General features: G+C 60.8%; 11 protein-coding genes. 10 read left to right on the top strand and 1 reads right to left on the bottom strand.

The window, feature by feature from the left end:
- Positions 1–307 precede the first annotated feature (307 nt).
- Positions 308–1,432 (bottom strand): polysaccharide deacetylase family protein, encoded by a 1,125-nt coding sequence (locus tag QR290_RS06175; RefSeq protein WP_289204553.1) that lies wholly within the window; start codon positions 1,430–1,432, stop codon positions 308–310.
- Positions 1,433–1,669: 237 nt separating this feature from the next.
- Here QR290_RS06175 and yaaA point away from each other — a divergent pair, with 237 nt between their 5' ends.
- From yaaA to QR290_RS06125, 10 genes are all read left to right on the top strand, one after another.
- A complete protein-coding gene (yaaA, locus tag QR290_RS06170) occupies positions 1,670–2,449 on the top strand; it encodes a peroxide stress protein YaaA (protein WP_007957314.1) in 780 nt (259 codons plus the stop codon).
- A gap of 812 nt (positions 2,450–3,261) precedes the next feature.
- Positions 3,262–4,578 (top strand): nucleotide sugar dehydrogenase, encoded by a 1,317-nt coding sequence (locus QR290_RS06165; RefSeq protein WP_115076628.1) that lies wholly within the window; start codon positions 3,262–3,264, stop codon positions 4,576–4,578.
- Between the two features lie 82 nt (positions 4,579–4,660).
- Entirely contained in the window at positions 4,661–6,142 is a 1,482-nt protein-coding gene (gene alg8 / locus QR290_RS06160; protein WP_162803806.1) for a mannuronan synthase, read from the top strand.
- A 36-nt stretch (positions 6,143–6,178) separates the two neighbouring features.
- Complete coding sequence (locus QR290_RS06155; RefSeq protein WP_289204552.1) at positions 6,179–7,348, top strand: alginate biosynthesis protein Alg44; 1,170 nt, start codon at positions 6,179–6,181, stop codon at positions 7,346–7,348.
- A gap of 15 nt (positions 7,349–7,363) precedes the next feature.
- Positions 7,364–8,869, top strand: a complete 1,506-nt coding sequence (gene algK / locus QR290_RS06150) for an alginate biosynthesis TPR repeat lipoprotein AlgK (protein ID WP_205350847.1) — start codon at positions 7,364–7,366, stop codon at positions 8,867–8,869.
- On the top strand, positions 8,866–10,353 hold the full coding sequence (locus tag QR290_RS06145) for an alginate export family protein (protein WP_085608137.1): 1,488 nt from the start codon (positions 8,866–8,868) through the stop codon (positions 10,351–10,353). The genes algK and QR290_RS06145 overlap by 4 nt, the downstream gene beginning before the upstream one ends.
- 26 nt (positions 10,354–10,379) lie before the next feature.
- Complete coding sequence (gene algG, locus QR290_RS06140; RefSeq protein WP_289204551.1) at positions 10,380–11,951, top strand: mannuronan 5-epimerase AlgG; 1,572 nt, start codon at positions 10,380–10,382, stop codon at positions 11,949–11,951.
- 10 nt (positions 11,952–11,961) lie between these two features.
- Positions 11,962–13,413: an alginate O-acetyltransferase gene (locus tag QR290_RS06135; protein ID WP_289204550.1), complete on the top strand. Its 1,452-nt coding sequence runs from the start codon at positions 11,962–11,964 to the stop codon at positions 13,411–13,413.
- An 8-nt stretch (positions 13,414–13,421) separates the two neighbouring features.
- On the top strand, positions 13,422–14,546 hold the full coding sequence (locus tag QR290_RS06130) for a mannuronate-specific alginate lyase (protein WP_115076623.1): 1,125 nt from the start codon (positions 13,422–13,424) through the stop codon (positions 14,544–14,546).
- 285 nt (positions 14,547–14,831) lie between these two features.
- A complete protein-coding gene (locus QR290_RS06125; protein WP_289204549.1) occupies positions 14,832–16,397 on the top strand; it encodes an MBOAT family O-acyltransferase in 1,566 nt (521 codons plus the stop codon).
- The last annotated feature ends 3 nt before the right edge of the window (positions 16,398–16,400 follow it).

Below are 16,400 nucleotides of genomic sequence, written 5' to 3'. Positions count from 1 at the left end.
CGGTGCTGCGCCTCGAAGTGACTGCCGAATCCACCTGCACAGCTTTTGTCGGGATAGCAGGTGAACTGCACACAAAATGGGTCTTGGAAGACGCCACCTGTGTTGCAGGTTTCGGCGGTCTGACTTCGTAATACTCCAAAACCCGTGACAGAAAAAAGCACTTTGACGCTTTTTTGAAGTTTATTTTGCAAAGTGACGAAAAGCCCTTGGCGGACTGCCCTGCCCCCGTTAGAGTCGGAAGTCCGCCTGCATCGAATTTTGCAAAAAATTCACCCCAAGCCCAATGTTTCCGGGCTCTTGCCGTTTTTCAGCGAAACGCGTCCTGACAGTCTTCCCAGCCGATGCCGCTTTGCGCGGTTTGCGTGATCAGCCACGGCAACGCGGTCTTCACCGCATCCTGCTTCATGTTGAAATTGATCACCCCGTGCCGCCACAGCAGCATCAGGGTCAGCACCCGCTGCGCGCTCGGATTGCCCTTGAGCTTGCCGGCGCCATCCTGGGCATCGATGTCCCACAGCGCCACTTGCAGGCCCTGACTGTTGAAGAAACCACGAGCATCACTTCGACGTTGCCCTTCAGGCGGGCGGAACAGCGGCACGTAGTTTTCCGGCAGCTTGTTGCGGACCAGATCGGCACTGCGCCGCACCGAATCCTGCCAGTCCTGCCAGTGGCTGTGAGAGCGGAATTCCCAGCCCTGCACGCCGACGCACTGCTGCGAAAACGTCGCTTGCAGGCTGCTGACGGAACGGTCGGCCAGCCGCGCCTGAACATCCTTGCCCAACATGAAGAAGGTGCCGCTCAGGTTCGACTTGCGCAGGTACTCGGCGAGCCAGTCGGTGTTGTCCGGTTGCAGGTTGGCGGCGCTGTCGAAACTCAGCAGAAACAGGCGATCGTGCATGTCGTCGCCGTTGCGCTCGTAGTCGCCGAAATGATCGAGTTCGCTGCTGGTCTGCGGTGACAGCGCAGCCTTGCGCATCAGCTCATCGAGGTATTGCAGGTGGAAGATCCGGCTCGGCTCGGCCCACTTGGTGTAATAGCTTTCGTCGCTGACCACGAATTTGGCGGCCTGCTCGCGCAGGGTCGGCAGGTCTTCAACGAGGAAGCAGAACGAGGCGTCCTGATCGCAGCTTTGCTGGGCAAAATTGTAGTTGGCGAGCAGGCGCTGCCACAGGCGCGCGCGCAGGCTGTTGATCGCATCCAGATTGACCGTGCGCAGCCCCAGGCGCTGGGCCAGCGCCGCTTCGTCCAGCGCTTCGGTGCCGAGCAGGCCTCGGGCGAACATCAGGATTTCTGCCCGTGAGGCGACGTCGAACAGAGTCGGATTGTCGAGTTTTTCCGGCCAGGTGCTGCGATCCAGCGTCGCGATATCGCCCGGCGCCGCAACGGCACCGACGCTCAACAGCCACGCGGTGAAAAAAAGAACAATGCGCAAAGGGTGTCTCCATAACAAAACCCGCGCCGCACTATAGCTGATGTGCAGGGCTCACGGACGCTGCCCTCACCCCAGCCCTCCCGAAACGTCGGACCGCCCGGAGGGAGAGGGAGCCGATCTTCACCGGATTCAAGATCAACGCAGGAATGATCACCGCCGATCACCTATGGATGCGATAGCTGGAGTCATCCGCCCCAACCCCCTAGAATCGCCCCCACGATTAAAGGAGACGACTTCATGCTGATGGTGATTTCCCCCGCCAAGACCCTCGATTACGAAACACCGCCGGCGACCCAGCGCTTCACCCAGCCGCAATACCTCGACCACTCCCAGGAACTGATTCAGCAACTGCGCGAGCTGAGCCCGGCACAGATCAGCGAACTGATGCACGTGTCCGACAAGATCGGCGGCCTGAACGCCGCGCGTTTCGGCAGCTGGACACCGGCGTTCACCCCGGAAAACGCCAAACAGGCACTGCTGGCCTTCAAGGGCGACGTCTACACCGGACTCGACGCCCAGAGCTTCAGCGAAGCCGATTTCGATTACGCGCAACAGCACCTGCGCATGCTCTCCGGCCTTTACGGCCTGCTGCGTCCGCTCGACCTGATGCAGCCGTATCGCCTGGAAATGGGCACCAAACTGGCCAATGCCCGAGGCAAGGACTTGTACGCCTTCTGGGGCACGCGCATCAGCGAATGGCTGAACGAAGCGCTGGCCGACCAGGGCGACGACGTGCTGCTGAACCTGGCGTCCAACGAATACTTCTCGGCGGTCAAACGCACGGCCCTGAACGCGCGGATCATCAACACCGAGTTCAAGGACCTGAAAAACGGTCAGTACAAGATCATCAGCTTCTACGCCAAGAAAGCCCGGGGTCTGATGAGCCGCTTCGTGATCCAGGAACGCATCAACGACCCGGCGGCCCTCAAGCAGTTCGACGTACAGGGTTATCGCTACAGCGCCGAGCAATCGAAACCGGACAATCTGGTGTTCCTGCGCGACCACGCACCGGAATAAAGCATGCACTTCTGCACGACTCTTTATAGAGAGAGTCGTGCAGCTCGCACGACGTCAAAAATCCCCCACCTGTTTACGCCATTTCATTGGCGCCATAAAAACATCACCCTCTTTTCTATCTTTAGTTTCACTCGACAGTTGTCATTTTTTTCAGTAGTGGCACCTAAATTTTTTCACGATAGTGGCACAAAACCATCTAAGGCGATTATCTCCCTATTAACAAAGGGCGAAATCGAAAGTGCTATCAATATGAGAGCAGTGCCATCTTTCTCAATATTTCAAAAAATTTCAGATTTCGCGATGAGCGGACAGGAACTATGTCCAAATGCATAGCTCATACCACCGGTAACGATTCTCGCCGAGTTTGTACGAGATAACTTACGCAGAGAACTAACCCATGTAACCAAGTTGTCACAGCAACTTGCCCCAATGGATAAACAACTCTGGACAACTAGCGAAGGACAGGAGATACGCACCATTAATATCCCCTACAAGGCCAAGGCCGCGCCCTTATAAACGTGCTCGCCAGAGCACCCAACCGCCCGATCTACAGGCCCTCCGCCTGACATCGAGCGCGCAATACGATTGCACAAGAGCCCTCTGACCAGAGGATCAGCTGCATAACGGGGCACGTCATAACAACAAGGCCTGGTTGCGCACATCTTGAGTGCACTTATTTAGACACTCGGAACTTAAGTATGCCTGCACACGGCATTGTGACGCCTGCAAGTCACACTTTCGAGTGCACTAAGACCGCTGAACACCATTAACTCCGGCCTTCTAAGGGCCTGATATATACAGAGGTAATTGCGATGCGCATCAGCATATTTGGTTTGGGTTACGTCGGTGCAGTCTGTGCCGGTTGCCTGTCTGCACGGGGCCATGACGTGGTTGGCGTCGATGTTGCCAAAGACAAGATCGACATGATCAACGCTGGCAAATCTCCCATTGTCGAACCGGGCCTGGGCGAGTTGCTGGCACAAGGTATCCAGACCGGTCGTCTGCGCGGCACGACCAACTTCGCCGAGGCGATTCGCGACACCGACCTGTCGATGATCTGCGTCGGCACGCCAAGCAAGAAGAACGGCGACCTGGAACTGAACTACATCGAAGCGGTATGCCGCGAGATCGGTTTTGTCCTGCGTGAAAAAACCACCCGTCACACCATCGTCGTGCGCAGCACCGTTCTGCCGGGCACCGTGGCAAACGTTGTCATCCCGATCCTCGAAGACTGCTCCGGCAAGAAAGCCGGTGTTGATTTCGGTGTCGCCGTGAACCCTGAGTTCCTGCGTGAATCCACCGCGATCGCCGACTACGACCTGCCACCGATGACCGTCATCGGCGAGTTCGACAAGGCGTCGGGCGACGTTCTGCAATCGCTGTACGAAGAACTCGACGCACCGATCATCCGCAAGGACATCGCCGTCGCCGAGATGATCAAGTACACCTGCAACGTCTGGCACGCCACCAAAGTGACCTTCGCCAACGAGATCGGCAACATCGCCAAAGCGGTGGGCGTCGATGGCCGCGAAGTGATGGAGGTCGTCTGCCAGGACAAGACCCTCAACCTGTCCCAGTACTACATGCGTCCGGGCTTCGCGTTCGGCGGTTCGTGCCTGCCCAAAGACGTGCGCGCCCTGACCTACCGCGCCGGTTCCCTGGACGTCGAAGCGCCGCTGCTCAACTCGCTGATGCGCAGCAACGAATCGCAAGTGCAGAACGCGTTCGACATCGTTGAAAGCCACGACAAACGCAAAGTCGCCCTGCTCGGCCTGAGCTTCAAGGCCGGCACCGACGACCTGCGCGAAAGCCCGCTGGTGGAACTGGCCGAGATGCTGATCGGCAAGGGTTACGACCTGAGCATCTACGACAGCAACGTCCAGTACGCCCGTGTCCACGGCGCGAACAAGGACTACATCGAGTCGAAGATCCCGCACGTGTCGTCCCTGCTCAACGCGGACTTCGATTCGGTGATCGACAACTCCGACGTGATCATCCTCGGCAACCGCGACGAGAAGTTCCGCGCGCTGGCCCAACAGGCCCCGCACGGCAAGCAGGTCATCGACCTGGTCGGCTTCATGGCCAAGGCCACCGATGCCGGCACCCGCACCGAAGGCATCTGCTGGTAACGCAGCAGCAAGCCCCGAGTTTCAAGCCGCACGCCGTGAATCGGCGGCGGCTTGAAGCCCCCATCACCTTCGGATGACGGTCATGTCCAAGCTCAAACATTTTTTTCTGCAATCCGCCGGCTGGCTTTTGTTTCTGAGCCTGCTGATGGGCCTGGCCCTGATGCTGCCCACGTCCACGTTCGACTCCGAGTCGAAGGACTTCATTTTCCTGATTGGCGCCGTGGGTATCTGGCGCTACTCGATGGGTGCCACGCACTTTGTGCGCGGCATGATTTTTCTCTACATCGTCTACCCGCACCTGCGCCGCAAGGTTCGCAAGCTGGGTAAGGCTGCTGACCCGTCGCATGTGTTTCTGATGGTCACCAGCTTCCGTATCGACGCGTTGACCACCGCGCAGGTTTACAGCTCGGTGATCCGCGAAGCCATCGACTGCGAACTGCCGACCACCGTGGTCTGCTCCATCGTCGAAATGTCCGATGAGCTGCTGGTCAAGGCGCTGTGGGCGCGGATGAATCCGCCAGAACGCGTGAAGCTCGACTTCGTGCGCATCCCCGGCACCGGCAAGCGCGATGGCCTGGCGTTTGGTTTCCGCGCGATCTCCCGTCACCTGCCGGACGACCGCGCCGTGGTGGCCGTGATCGACGGCGACACCGTGCTCGGCGAAGGCACCGTGCGCAAGACCGTGCCGTGGTTCCAGCTGTTCGGCAACGTCGGCGGCCTGACCACCAACGAATTCTGCGAAGTGCGCGGCGGCTACATCATGAGCGAGTGGCACAAGCTGCGTTTCGCCCAGCGCCACATCAACATGTGCTCGATGGCCCTGTCCAAGCGCGTGCTGACCATGACCGGGCGCATGTCGGTGTTCCGCGCCACCGTGGTGACCAACCCGGAATTCATCGCCGACGTCGAAAGCGACTCGCTGCAACACTGGCGCCTGGGCCGTTTCAAGTTCCTGACCGGCGACGACAAGTCGAGCTGGTTCAGCCTGATGCGCCTGGGCTACGACACCTTCTACGTGCCGGACGCGGCGATCAACACCGTTGAGCACCCGCCTGAAAAGAGCTTCATCAAGGCCAGCCGCAAACTGATGTTCCGCTGGTACGGCAACAACCTGCGGCAGAACTCCCGGGCTCTGGGCCTGGGCGTGAAACGCCTCGGTGCCTTCACCTCGGTGGTGCTGTTCGACCAGCGCGTTTCGATGTGGACATCTTTGCTCGGTCTGACCGTGGCAATCATCGCCAGCTTCAAGTACGGCACCGCGTTCATCCTGGTTTACCTGCTGTGGATCGGCATCACCCGCCTGATCCTGACGCTGTTGCTGTCGTGCTCGGGCCACCGGATCGGTCCGGCCTACCCGGCAATTCTCTATTACAACCAGATCGTCGGCGCGCTGGTGAAGATCTACGTGTTCTTCCGCCTCGACCAACAATCCTGGACCCGACAACCCACTGCCCTGACCCGTGATCTCGCCAGCTTTCAACGTTGGTTCAACACCTGGTCGTCTCGGACCATGACCTTCTCCGCCGGCAGCATTTTCGTCGCCGTGCTGCTGATGATGGTCTGACCCGCCCCCTCTTGAATTAACAAGGAAATCGCCCCTATGAATACCGCCGTCAACGTCAACGTAGTGCATGAATCCGAAGCCCAGCGCCAGCACGCCCGGGTCAAAATCCCGGCCAAGCTGCGGTTCTTCGGCCCTGACCGGACGCCCGTCGATGCGCGCGTCATCGACCTGTCTGCCGGTGGCCTGGCGTTCAATGCCGGTCAACTGCCGCTGACCGTCGGCGAGGTGTACAAGGCGCGTCTGCAATTCGTCATCGACAACCTCGGCCTGGCCATGGACGTGGAGCTGCAGGTGCGCTCCTTCGACCGCCAGACCGGTCGTGCCGGTTGCCAGTTTCAGAACCTCGAACCGCAGGACATTTCGACCCTGCGCCACCTGATCACTTCGCACCTGGCCGGCGACATCGTCAGCATCGGTGAAGTACTCGCGACCCTGCAGCGCGACAACTTCACCAAGGCGCGCAAGGTCAAGGATGGTGGCTCCGGCATGACCCCGTTCGGTCGCCTGAAAGCCGTGACCTTCAGCGCCGGTGTCTTCGCGGTCGGCCTGGTGGCGGCGGGATTCATTTTCAAATCGGTGTACAGCATGTACTTCGTCAGCCATGCGCAGGCCGGTCTGGTCAGCGTGCCGGGCATGAACATCACCATGCCGCGCGACGGCACCGTGCAGAGCCTGGTAAAGTCCGACGGCGTTGCCGCCAAGGGCGCACCGCTGGCGACGTTCAGCACCAGCATGCTCGACGTGCTCAAAGGCCATCTGGACGAAGATCAACTGCAACCGGCCAAGGTTGAAGAACTGTTCGGCAAGCAGATGACCGGCACCCTGACCTCGCCGTGCGATTGCACCGTGGCCCAGCAACTGGTGGCCGACGGTCAGTACGCGAGCAAGGGTGACGTGATCTTCTCGCTGGTACCGCGCAACACCCAGGCCACCGTCGATGCTCGCTTCTCCTATCGCCAGTTCGGCGACGTGCGTCCGGGCACCCCGGTGAGCTTCCAGATCGCCGGCGAAGACAAGACCCGCACCGGCAAGATCGTCAGCAGCACCAGCCTGAAAAGCGCCGACCTGTCCTCCGACATCCGCGTGCAGATCCAGCCAGACGAGCCGCTGGACAGCAGCTTCGCCGGCCGCCCGGTGGAAGTGAACAGCGACCGTGGTCCGAACCTGAACTGGCTGATCGACAAAGCCATGGCTGCCGGTCTTTAAGTCGAGGACATGCCTGTGACGATTCCTACTCTTTTGAACACGCCGCAGCCCTTGTGGGAGCGGGCTTGCTCGCGAATGCGGTTCAACATTCAAAATCAGTGTGGGCTGACACACCGCCTTCGCGAGCAAGCCCGCTCCCACATGGGTCCTCTGTGTGCAGTTGCATTGGCAGTCAGTCTGGCCGGTTGCGCCGGCCTGCCCGACCAGCGTCTGGCCAACGAAGCGCTCAAGCGCGGTGACACCGCGACCGCCGCGCAGAACTACCGTGCGCTGGCCGATCTGGGTTACAGCGAAGCCCAGGTGGGCCTCGCTGACATCCAGGTCGACAGCCGCGACCCGGAACAGATGAAACAGGCCGAAGCCACCTACCGCGCCGCCGCCAGTGTTTCGCCGCGTGCCCAGGCCCGACTCGGTCGCTTGCTGGTGGCCAAGCCCGGCTCCACCGAGGCCGAGCATCAGGAGGCCGAAAGCCTGCTGAAGAAAGCCGCCGCCAGTGGCGAAGGCAACACGTTGATCCCGCTCGCGATGCTGTACCTGCAATTCCCGCACAGCTTCCCGAACATCAACGCTCAGCAGCAGATCGATCAGTGGCGCAAATCCGGTTACCCGGAAGCCGGTCTCGCTCAGGTGCTGCTGTATCGCACCCAAGGCACTTACGACCAGCATCTGGATGACGTGGAAAAAATCTGCAAGGCCGCGCTCAACACCACCGACATCTGCTACGTCGAGCTGGCCACGGTCTATCAGAAACGTGGCGCGCCGGAGCAACAGGCCGAGCTGATCAAGCAGCTGCAGGCCGGTTACAGCCGCGGCACTGTCAGCGCTCAGCGGGTGGATTCGGTGGCTCGTGTGCTGGCCGATTCGACCCTGGGCAAGACCGACGAAAAAACCGCACAGTCGCTGCTCGAGCCGATCGCGCCGGGCTACCCGGCCTCGTGGGTCACCCTCGCGCAACTGCTGTATGACTTCCCGGAACTGGGCGACATCGATCAGATGATGAAGTACCTGGACAACGGCCGAGCCGCCGACCAGCCGCGCGCCGAACTGTTGCTGGGCAAGCTCTACTACGAAGGCAAACTGGTCCCGGCCGACGCGAAAGTCGCTGAGGAACATTTCCAGAAAGCCGTCGGCCGCGAAGTCGCCGCCGACTACTACCTCGGCCAGATCTACCGCCGTGGCTACCTGGGCAAGGTCTATCCGCAGAAGGCCCTCGACCATCTGCTGACCGCTGCGCGCAACGGCCAGAACAGCGCCGACTTCGCCATCGCCCAGCTGTTCTCCCAAGGCAAGGGCACCAAGCCCGACCCGCTCAACGCCTACGTGTTCAGCCAGTTGGCAAAAGCCCAAAACACGCCGCAAGCCGATGAGCTGGCGACCACCCTCGCCGCGCAACTGCCGCCCGAGCGTCTGGCCGAAGCCCAGCGCCTGCTGCAACAGGAACAGGCGACCCGTGGCGCCCTGAGCCAGAACACGCTGCAACTGCACGCCCTGCAAGAAGAAGACGGCGAGGAAAAATTATGAAATTGAATCCCTTTGTGAAGGCCGGCATTGGCCTCACGTTCGCGCTGATCTGGTCTTGCCCGACCCTGGCCGCGATGACTGAATCGAAGAACTTCGGCCTCGAAGTGAAAATCACCGGCCAGTCCGAAGACGACCGCGACCTCGGCACCGCCAGCGGCGGCGACGTCAACGGCGTCGGCCTCGACCTGCGTCCGTGGGTCTACGGCGAAAGCGGCGCGTGGAGCGCCTACGCCATGGGCCAGGCTGTGACCTCGACCGACATCATCGAGACCGACACCCTGCAGCAGTCCGACAGCGAAGGCACTCAGACCACCGACAACGGCGACCGCAAGACCAAGAAAAACTACCTGGCGATGCGCGAATTCTGGGTCGGCTACAGCGGCCTGACGCCCTACCCCGGCGAGATCCTCAAGTTCGGTCGCCAGCGCCTGCGCAACGACGACGGCCAGTGGCGCGACACCAACATCGAAGCCCTGAACTGGACCTTCGACACCACCCTGCTGCGGGCCAACGCCGGTGTCGCCGAACGCTTCAGCGAATACCGCACCGACCTCAAGGAGCTGGCGCCAAAAGACAAGGATCGCCTGCACGCCTACGCCGATGCCGCTTACCAGTGGACACCGGGCAACTGGGTCGGCATTCGCGGCCACCACACCCATGACGACGGCAAGCTCGACTATCCGGAGCCGGGCGTGGCTGGCGATTCGCTGGACAAGAAAGAGAACGGCGACATCAGCTGGCTCGGCCTGACCGCCGACAGCGACGCCTACAACTGGCGCAACACCAACACCGTCAACTACTGGGGCAGCATCACCGGCATGAGCGGCGATCGCGACACGGTCAACGCCCTCAACGCCGACGGCACGCGTCCGGCCCAGGCCAAGCGCAGCGACAACGTCGACGGCTGGGCCACCGATATTGGTGTGCGTCTGCGCCTCGATCCGCAGTGGCAGGTCGGTGCGGCCTATGCCCGCGCCAGCGCCGATTACGAACAGAACGGCCTGGAAAGCAACCGCTCGAACTACACCGGTACTCGTTCGCGGGTTCACCGTTTCGGCGAGGCCTTCCGTGGCGAAATGAACAACATGCAGACCGCCACGCTGTTCGGTTCGTGGATGCTCAACGACCAGTACGACGCCAGCCTGATCTACCACAAGTTCTGGCGTGTGGACGGCAACAAGCCGGTGGGCAGCAACGGCATCAACGCCGTGGAAAACAATACCGACGACGTCACCGGCGCGATCCTCTCCAGCACCTCGCTGCCACTGCAGGACGGCAACAAGGATCTGGGCCAGGAAATGGATCTGGTGGTCACCAAGTACTTCAAGCAAGGCTTGCTGCCGGCGGCGTTGAGCCAGTCGATCGACGAGCCTTCGGCGCTGGTGCGTTTCCGTGGCGGCGTGTTCAAGCCGGGTGATGCCTATGGCAGCCAAGTTGATTCGTACATGCACCGCGCGTTCATCGACGTGATCTGGCGCTTCTGATGCTGACCGCCAAGGGAGTGCCCGACATGAACAGTGCCCGCAAAGGCTCACTCAGCCTGCTGGCCGGCGCGATGCTGCTGGCCTCGGCCGGCGCCTTCGCCAATGTGGAACCAGCCAAGCCTGTGACCACCGCGAAGGAGTTGCAACAGGCCAAGACCTACACCGTCAGCAGCGCGCCGACCGAAGCGCTGGAACTGGCCAAGCCGAAATTGCCCGACCTCTCCGGCTACACCGCCGAAGCCGCCGCCGCGAAAATCGTGCGCAGCAAACCGGGCAAGATCAGCGTGCGCCGGATGATGCAGGAAGACGCCCTGAAGGACTTCATCGGCGGCGACAACAAGATGGCCGAATGGGTGGTGCGTCAGCACGGCATCCCGCAGGCGATCTTCGTCGACGACGGCTACATGAACCTGAAGGAGCTGGCGCAGAAGCTGCCCAAGCAGTACTTCAGCGAAACCTCGCCGGGCGTGTATCTGGCCAAATTGCCTATCGTGGTCGGCCGCAAAGGCATCCTCGAAATCGACGGCCAGACCCAGGAGTTGCGCCTGTCCCAGGAGGCCGGTTCGTTCCTGGTCAACAACGGTCAGCTGTTCGTGCGTGACACCAAGGTCACTGGCTGGCGCGAGAAGGAAAACGGCCCGGCAACGTTCCGTTCGCCAAAGGAATTCCGCCCGTTCCTGCTGGCCTGGGGCGGCACCGAGACCTACATCGTCAACAGCAAGATGGCCAGCTTCGGCTACGCCAACAGTAAGTCCTACGGGGTGAGTATTTCCCAGTACACGCCGAACATGGCCAAGGTGCTCAAGCGTCCCGAGCCGACCGGCTGGATCGTCGGCTCCGAGTTCTCGGACATGTGGTACGGCTTCTACTGCTACGAGACCCGCGACTTCGTGGTCAAGGGCAACACCTACAAGGACAACATCGTCTACGGCATCGACCCGCACGACCGTTCCCACGGTCTGATCATTGCCGAGAACACGGTGTACGGCACGAAGAAGAAGCACGGGATCATCATTTCCCGCGAGGTGAACGACAGCTTCATCTTCAACAACAAGAGCTACGACAACCACCTCTCGGGCCTGGTGATCGACCGTAACAGCGTGAACAACCTGATCGCCTACAACGAGATCTACAAGAACCACACCGACGGCATCACCCTCTACGAGTCCGCCGACAACCTGCTGTGGGGCAACAAGGTCATCAGCAACAAGCGCCACGGCATCCGCATTCGTAACAGCGTGAACATCCGCCTCTACGAAAACGTCGCCATGGCCAACGGCCTGACCGGCGTCTACGGGCACATCAAGGACCTGACCGACACCGACCGTGACATCAAGCTCGACCCGTTCGACGCCCAGGTCTCGCTGATCGTGGTCGGCGGTGAACTGGCGGCCAACGGCAGCGGCCCGCTGTCGATCGATTCGCCGCTGAGTGTCGAGCTGTATCGCGTGTCGATGCTGGCGCCGACCAAATCCAGCGGCATCAGCTTCAACGGCATCCTCGGCGAGCGCCAGGATGAAATTCTCGACCTGCTGGTGCGCCAGCAGAAAGCCGTGCTGATCGACCCTGTCGAACGCCAGACCGAAATGCGGGACTGAGGATAATTTTATGCACCCACACCTGATCAAATTACTCAGCCTGTCGGCCCTGACCGTGGGCATTCTGGCGGCCAGCAATAGCGCCCGCGCAGATGAAGTCCAGCCACCGAAATTCACCGCCGAACCCTGCTGCAGTCTGTGTCCGGCCGCTCATGACGCGAAGAACTACACCACGCGTTATCAGCAGAACTTCACCACGCTGGTGCAAGCCCAGGGCGACTGGTTGTTCCGGACCCAGGAAGACCTGCGCACCGAATTCAACACTACCCCGGCCGGCTACAAACGCCTGCAACAGCTGCACGATGCGTTCAAGGCCAAAGGCGTCGAACTGGTGATCGTCTATCAGCCGACCCGTGGTCTGGTGAACCGCAACAAGCTCAACCCGGCAGAAAAAGCCGCGTTCGATTACGAGAAAGCACTGGGCAACTACAAGACCATGCTCGGCCGTTTCGCGAAGATGGGTTACGTGGTGCCGGACCTGTCGCCGCTGACCAACGAATCGCTGCCGGACACCCTGCCCGCCCACGACTTCTACTTCCGCGGTGATCAGCACTGGACGCCATACGGTGCCCAGCGCACGGCGAAAATCGTCGCCGAGAAGGTCAAGCAGATCCCGGCCTTCGCCGACATTCCCAAGCGTGAATTCGAAACCAAACGCTCCGGACGCATGGGCAAGACCGGCACCCTGCACAACATGGCCGGGCAACTGTGCGGCACCAGTTACGCGATCCAGTACATGGATCAGTTCACCACCGAGCCGAAAGGCGAAGCGGGTGACGGCGATCTGTTCGGTGATTCCGGCAACCCGCAGATCACCCTTGTAGGTACTTCGCACAGCGGCAAGAACTACAACTTCGCCGGGTTCCTTGAAGAAGCCATCGGCGCCGACATTCTCAACGTCGCCTTCCCCGGCGGCGGTCTGGAAGGCTCGATGTTGCAGTACCTGGGCAGCGACGAATTCCAGAAGACTCCGCCGAAAATCCTCATCTGGGAATTCTCGCCGCTGTACCGCCTCGACCAGGAAACCATCTATCGCCAGATGATGTCCCTGCTCGACAACGGCTGCGAAGGCAAAGACGCGCAAATGTCCGCGAGCACCACGCTCAAGCCGGGCAGCAAGCAAGAACTGCTGGTCAACAGCAAGAACCTGAACCTGCAGAACAGCAGCCATCAGGTCGACATCCGCTTCGCCGACACCTCGGTGAAAACCCTGCAAGCCACCCTCTGGTACATGAACGGTCGCCACGAGGACATCAAGATCGAGAAACCGGAAACCTCCGACACCGACGGTCGTTTCGCCTTTGAACTGCGCACGGACGAAGACTGGGCCTCGCAAAACCTGCTGGCGGTCGAAGTCCAGGGCCCGGAAGCGGGCACCGCGCCACAGAAAGTCGAAGCGAAAATCTGCAAACGCAACGTATTCCCGGGCGCTGGGCCACAAACCGCTCAGGTCGGGCAATGAGGTCTGCTATGCGAAATCCGAAACTGAAAACTCTTCTGGCGCCGACGCTGCTCGGGCTGGCGATCTTCGCCGGCACCGCGCAGGCCGCCGCGCCACTGCGTCCTCCTCAGGGCTACTTTGCGCCTGTGGATAAATTCAAGACCGGTGACAAGAGCGAAGGCTGCGACGCGATGCCGGCGCCCTACACCGGGCCGCTGCAATTTCGCAGCAAGTACGAAGGCTCGGACAAGGCCCGCGCAACGCTGAACGTGCAGTCGGAAAAGGCCTTTCGCGACACCACCAAAGACATCACCACCCTGGAGCGCGGCACCGCCAAGCGGGTGATGCAGTTCATGCGCGACGGTCGCCCGGAGCAGCTCGACTGCACGCTGAACTGGCTCACCGCGTGGGCCAAGGCCGATGCGTTGATGTCGAAGGATTTCAACCACACCGGCAAGTCGATGCGCAAATGGGCACTGGGCAGCATGGCCTCTTCGTACATCCGCCTGAAGTTCTCCGACTCCCATCCGCTGGCTCAGCACCAGCAGGAAGCGCAGTTGATCGAGGCCTGGTTCAGCAAGATGGCCGATCAGGTGGTCAGCGACTGGGACAACCTGCCGCTGGAAAAAACCAACAACCACTCCTACTGGGCAGCCTGGTCGGTGATGGCGACATCGGTCGCCACCAACCGCCGCGACCTGTTCGATTGGGCGGTCAAGGAATACAAGGTCGGGGTCAATCAGGTCGATGCCGACGGTTACCTGCCGAACGAACTCAAGCGCCAGCAACGCGCCCTCGCCTATCACAACTACGCCCTGCCGCCGCTGGCAATGATCGCCAGTTTCGCCCAGGTCAACGGTGTGGATCTGCGTCAGGAAAACAACGGCGCGCTGAAACGTCTGGGTGACCGGGTGCTGGCAGGGGTGAAAGATCCCGAGGACTTCGAGAAGAAGAACGGCAAAGAGCAGGACATGACCGATCTGAAAGAGGACATGAAATTCGCCTGGCTTGAGCCGTTCTGCACCCTCTACACCTGTTCGCCGGATGTGATCGAGAAGAAGCACGGGATGCAGCCATTCAAGACCTTCCGACTCGGTGGCGACCTGACCAAGGTCTACGACCCGTCCCATGAAAAGGGCAACAAGGGGTCATGAGAAGCAAAAGGCAAAAGCCCCTCACCCTAACCCTCTCCCGGAGGGAGAGGGAACTGACCGAGGTGCTTATGAGAAATCCGCCGACCTGATACATCGAGTCGATCTCGATATTGGCAGCACCAGAGATCAGGCTCCCTCTCCCTCCGGGAGAGGGCGGGGGGTGAGGGCTGCGGTCGCAAGGCCACCCACAACCTTCAAAGAAACACCGTTTCACCCCTCCAACACCACGGGGGGTTTGGGGGGGCTTTGGCCCTTGACTGTTGGTTCAAACATGGAGAGATCGGGATGGTATTTTCATCCAACGTGTTCCTGTTTCTGTTCTTGCCGATCTTTCTCGGCTTGTACTACCTGAGCGGGCAACGCTATCGCAACCTGCTGCTGCTGATCGCCAGCTACGTGTTCTACGCGTGGTGGCGGGTGGACTTCCTGGCGCTGTTCGCCGGCGTCACCCTGTGGAACTACTGGATCGGCCTCAAAGTCGGCGCCGCCGGCGTGCGCACCAAACCGGCACAGCGCTGGCTGCTGCTCGGCGTGGCGGTGGACCTGTGCATCCTCGGCTACTTCAAGTACGCCAACTTCGGCGTCGACAGCATCAACGCGATGATGACGTCGGTCGGTCTCGAGCCGTTCATCCTTACCCACGTGCTGCTGCCGATCGGTATCTCGTTCTACATCTTCGAGTCGATCAGCTACATCATCGACGTCTACCGCGGCGACACCCCGGCCACCCGCAACCTGATCGACTTCGCGGCGTTCGTGGCGATCTTCCCGCACCTGATCGCAGGTCCCGTGCTGCGTTTCCGTGACCTGGCCGACCAGTTCAACAACCGCACCCACACCCTCGACAAGTTCTCCGAGGGCTGCACGCGGTTCATGCAGGGTTTCATCAAGAAGGTCTTTATCGCCGACACCCTTGCCGTGGTGGCTGACCATTGCTTCGCCCTGCAAAACCCGACCACGGGCGATGCCTGGCTCGGCGCGCTGGCCTACACCGCGCAGCTGTATTTCGACTTCTCCGGTTACAGCGACATGGCCATCGGCCTGGGCCTGATGATGGGTTTCCGCTTCATGGAAAACTTCAAGCAGCCTTACATCAGCCAGTCGATCACCGAGTTCTGGCGCCGCTGGCACATCAGCCTGTCGACGTGGCTGCGTGACTACCTCTACATCACTCTCGGCGGTAACCGTAAAGGCACGCTGATGACCTATCGCAACCTGTTCCTGACCATGCTGCTCGGTGGTCTGTGGCACGGCGCGAACATCACCTACATCGTCTGGGGTGCGTGGCACGGCATGTGGCTGGCGATTGAAAAAGCGCTGGGCCTCAACACTTCGCCGCGCAGCCTCAACCCGATCCGCTGGGCGCTGACCTTCCTGCTGGTGGTCATGGGCTGGGTGATCTTCCGCGCCGAAAACCTGCACGTTGCCGGGCGCATGTACGGCGCGATGTTCAGCTTCGGCGACTGGTCGCTGTCGGAACTCAACCAGGCCAGCCTCACCGGCCTGCAAGTGGCAACTCTGGTGGTGGCTTACGTGACGCTGGCGTTCTTCGGCCTGCGTGACCTGTACACCAACCAGCCTCCGGCCAAAACCAAACCTGAGGTCAACGTCGAAAGCGATGGCCCTGCCGGTGCGCAACCGGGCCTGATCAAGGCAGCGCCTGGCGAAAACCCGGCGAGCATCCACGAGCCTGGCTACACCGTCGGCGTCGACGCCCAGGTGCAACCGGCGTACTGGACGGCGGACTGGTCGCGCTACGCAATGCGCGCCGTGATCCTGCTGCTGTTCATCGCCTCGATTCTCAAACTCTCGGCGCAAAGCTTCTCGCCGTTCCTTTACTTCCAGTTCTGAGGG

Source organism: Pseudomonas fluorescens (assembly GCF_030344995.1).
In the GTDB taxonomy this organism is placed as follows: domain Bacteria; phylum Pseudomonadota; class Gammaproteobacteria; order Pseudomonadales; family Pseudomonadaceae; genus Aquipseudomonas; species Aquipseudomonas fluorescens_BF.
Note: the sequence above shows the minus strand (reverse complement) of the source record. Positions and strands in the feature narration are given on the sequence as shown.

Bases quoted from the DNA above. Each gene is read 5' to 3' on its own strand.
- yaaA (WP_007957314.1), top strand. From the start codon at position 1,670: ATGCTGATGGTGATTTCCCCCGCCAAGACCCTCGATTACGAAACACCG.
- QR290_RS06135 (WP_289204550.1), top strand. From the start codon at position 11,962: ATGCACCCACACCTGATCAAATTACTCAGCCTGTCGGCCCTGACCGTG.
- QR290_RS06145 (WP_085608137.1), top strand. From the start codon at position 8,866: ATGAAATTGAATCCCTTTGTGAAGGCCGGCATTGGCCTCACGTTCGCG.
- QR290_RS06165 (WP_115076628.1), top strand. From the start codon at position 3,262: ATGCGCATCAGCATATTTGGTTTGGGTTACGTCGGTGCAGTCTGTGCC.
- QR290_RS06130 (WP_115076623.1), top strand. From the start codon at position 13,422: ATGCGAAATCCGAAACTGAAAACTCTTCTGGCGCCGACGCTGCTCGGG.
- algG (WP_289204551.1), top strand. From the start codon at position 10,380: ATGAACAGTGCCCGCAAAGGCTCACTCAGCCTGCTGGCCGGCGCGATG.
- alg8 (WP_162803806.1), top strand. From the start codon at position 4,661: ATGTCCAAGCTCAAACATTTTTTTCTGCAATCCGCCGGCTGGCTTTTG.
- QR290_RS06155 (WP_289204552.1), top strand. From the start codon at position 6,179: ATGAATACCGCCGTCAACGTCAACGTAGTGCATGAATCCGAAGCCCAG.
- QR290_RS06125 (WP_289204549.1), top strand. From the start codon at position 14,832: ATGGTATTTTCATCCAACGTGTTCCTGTTTCTGTTCTTGCCGATCTTT.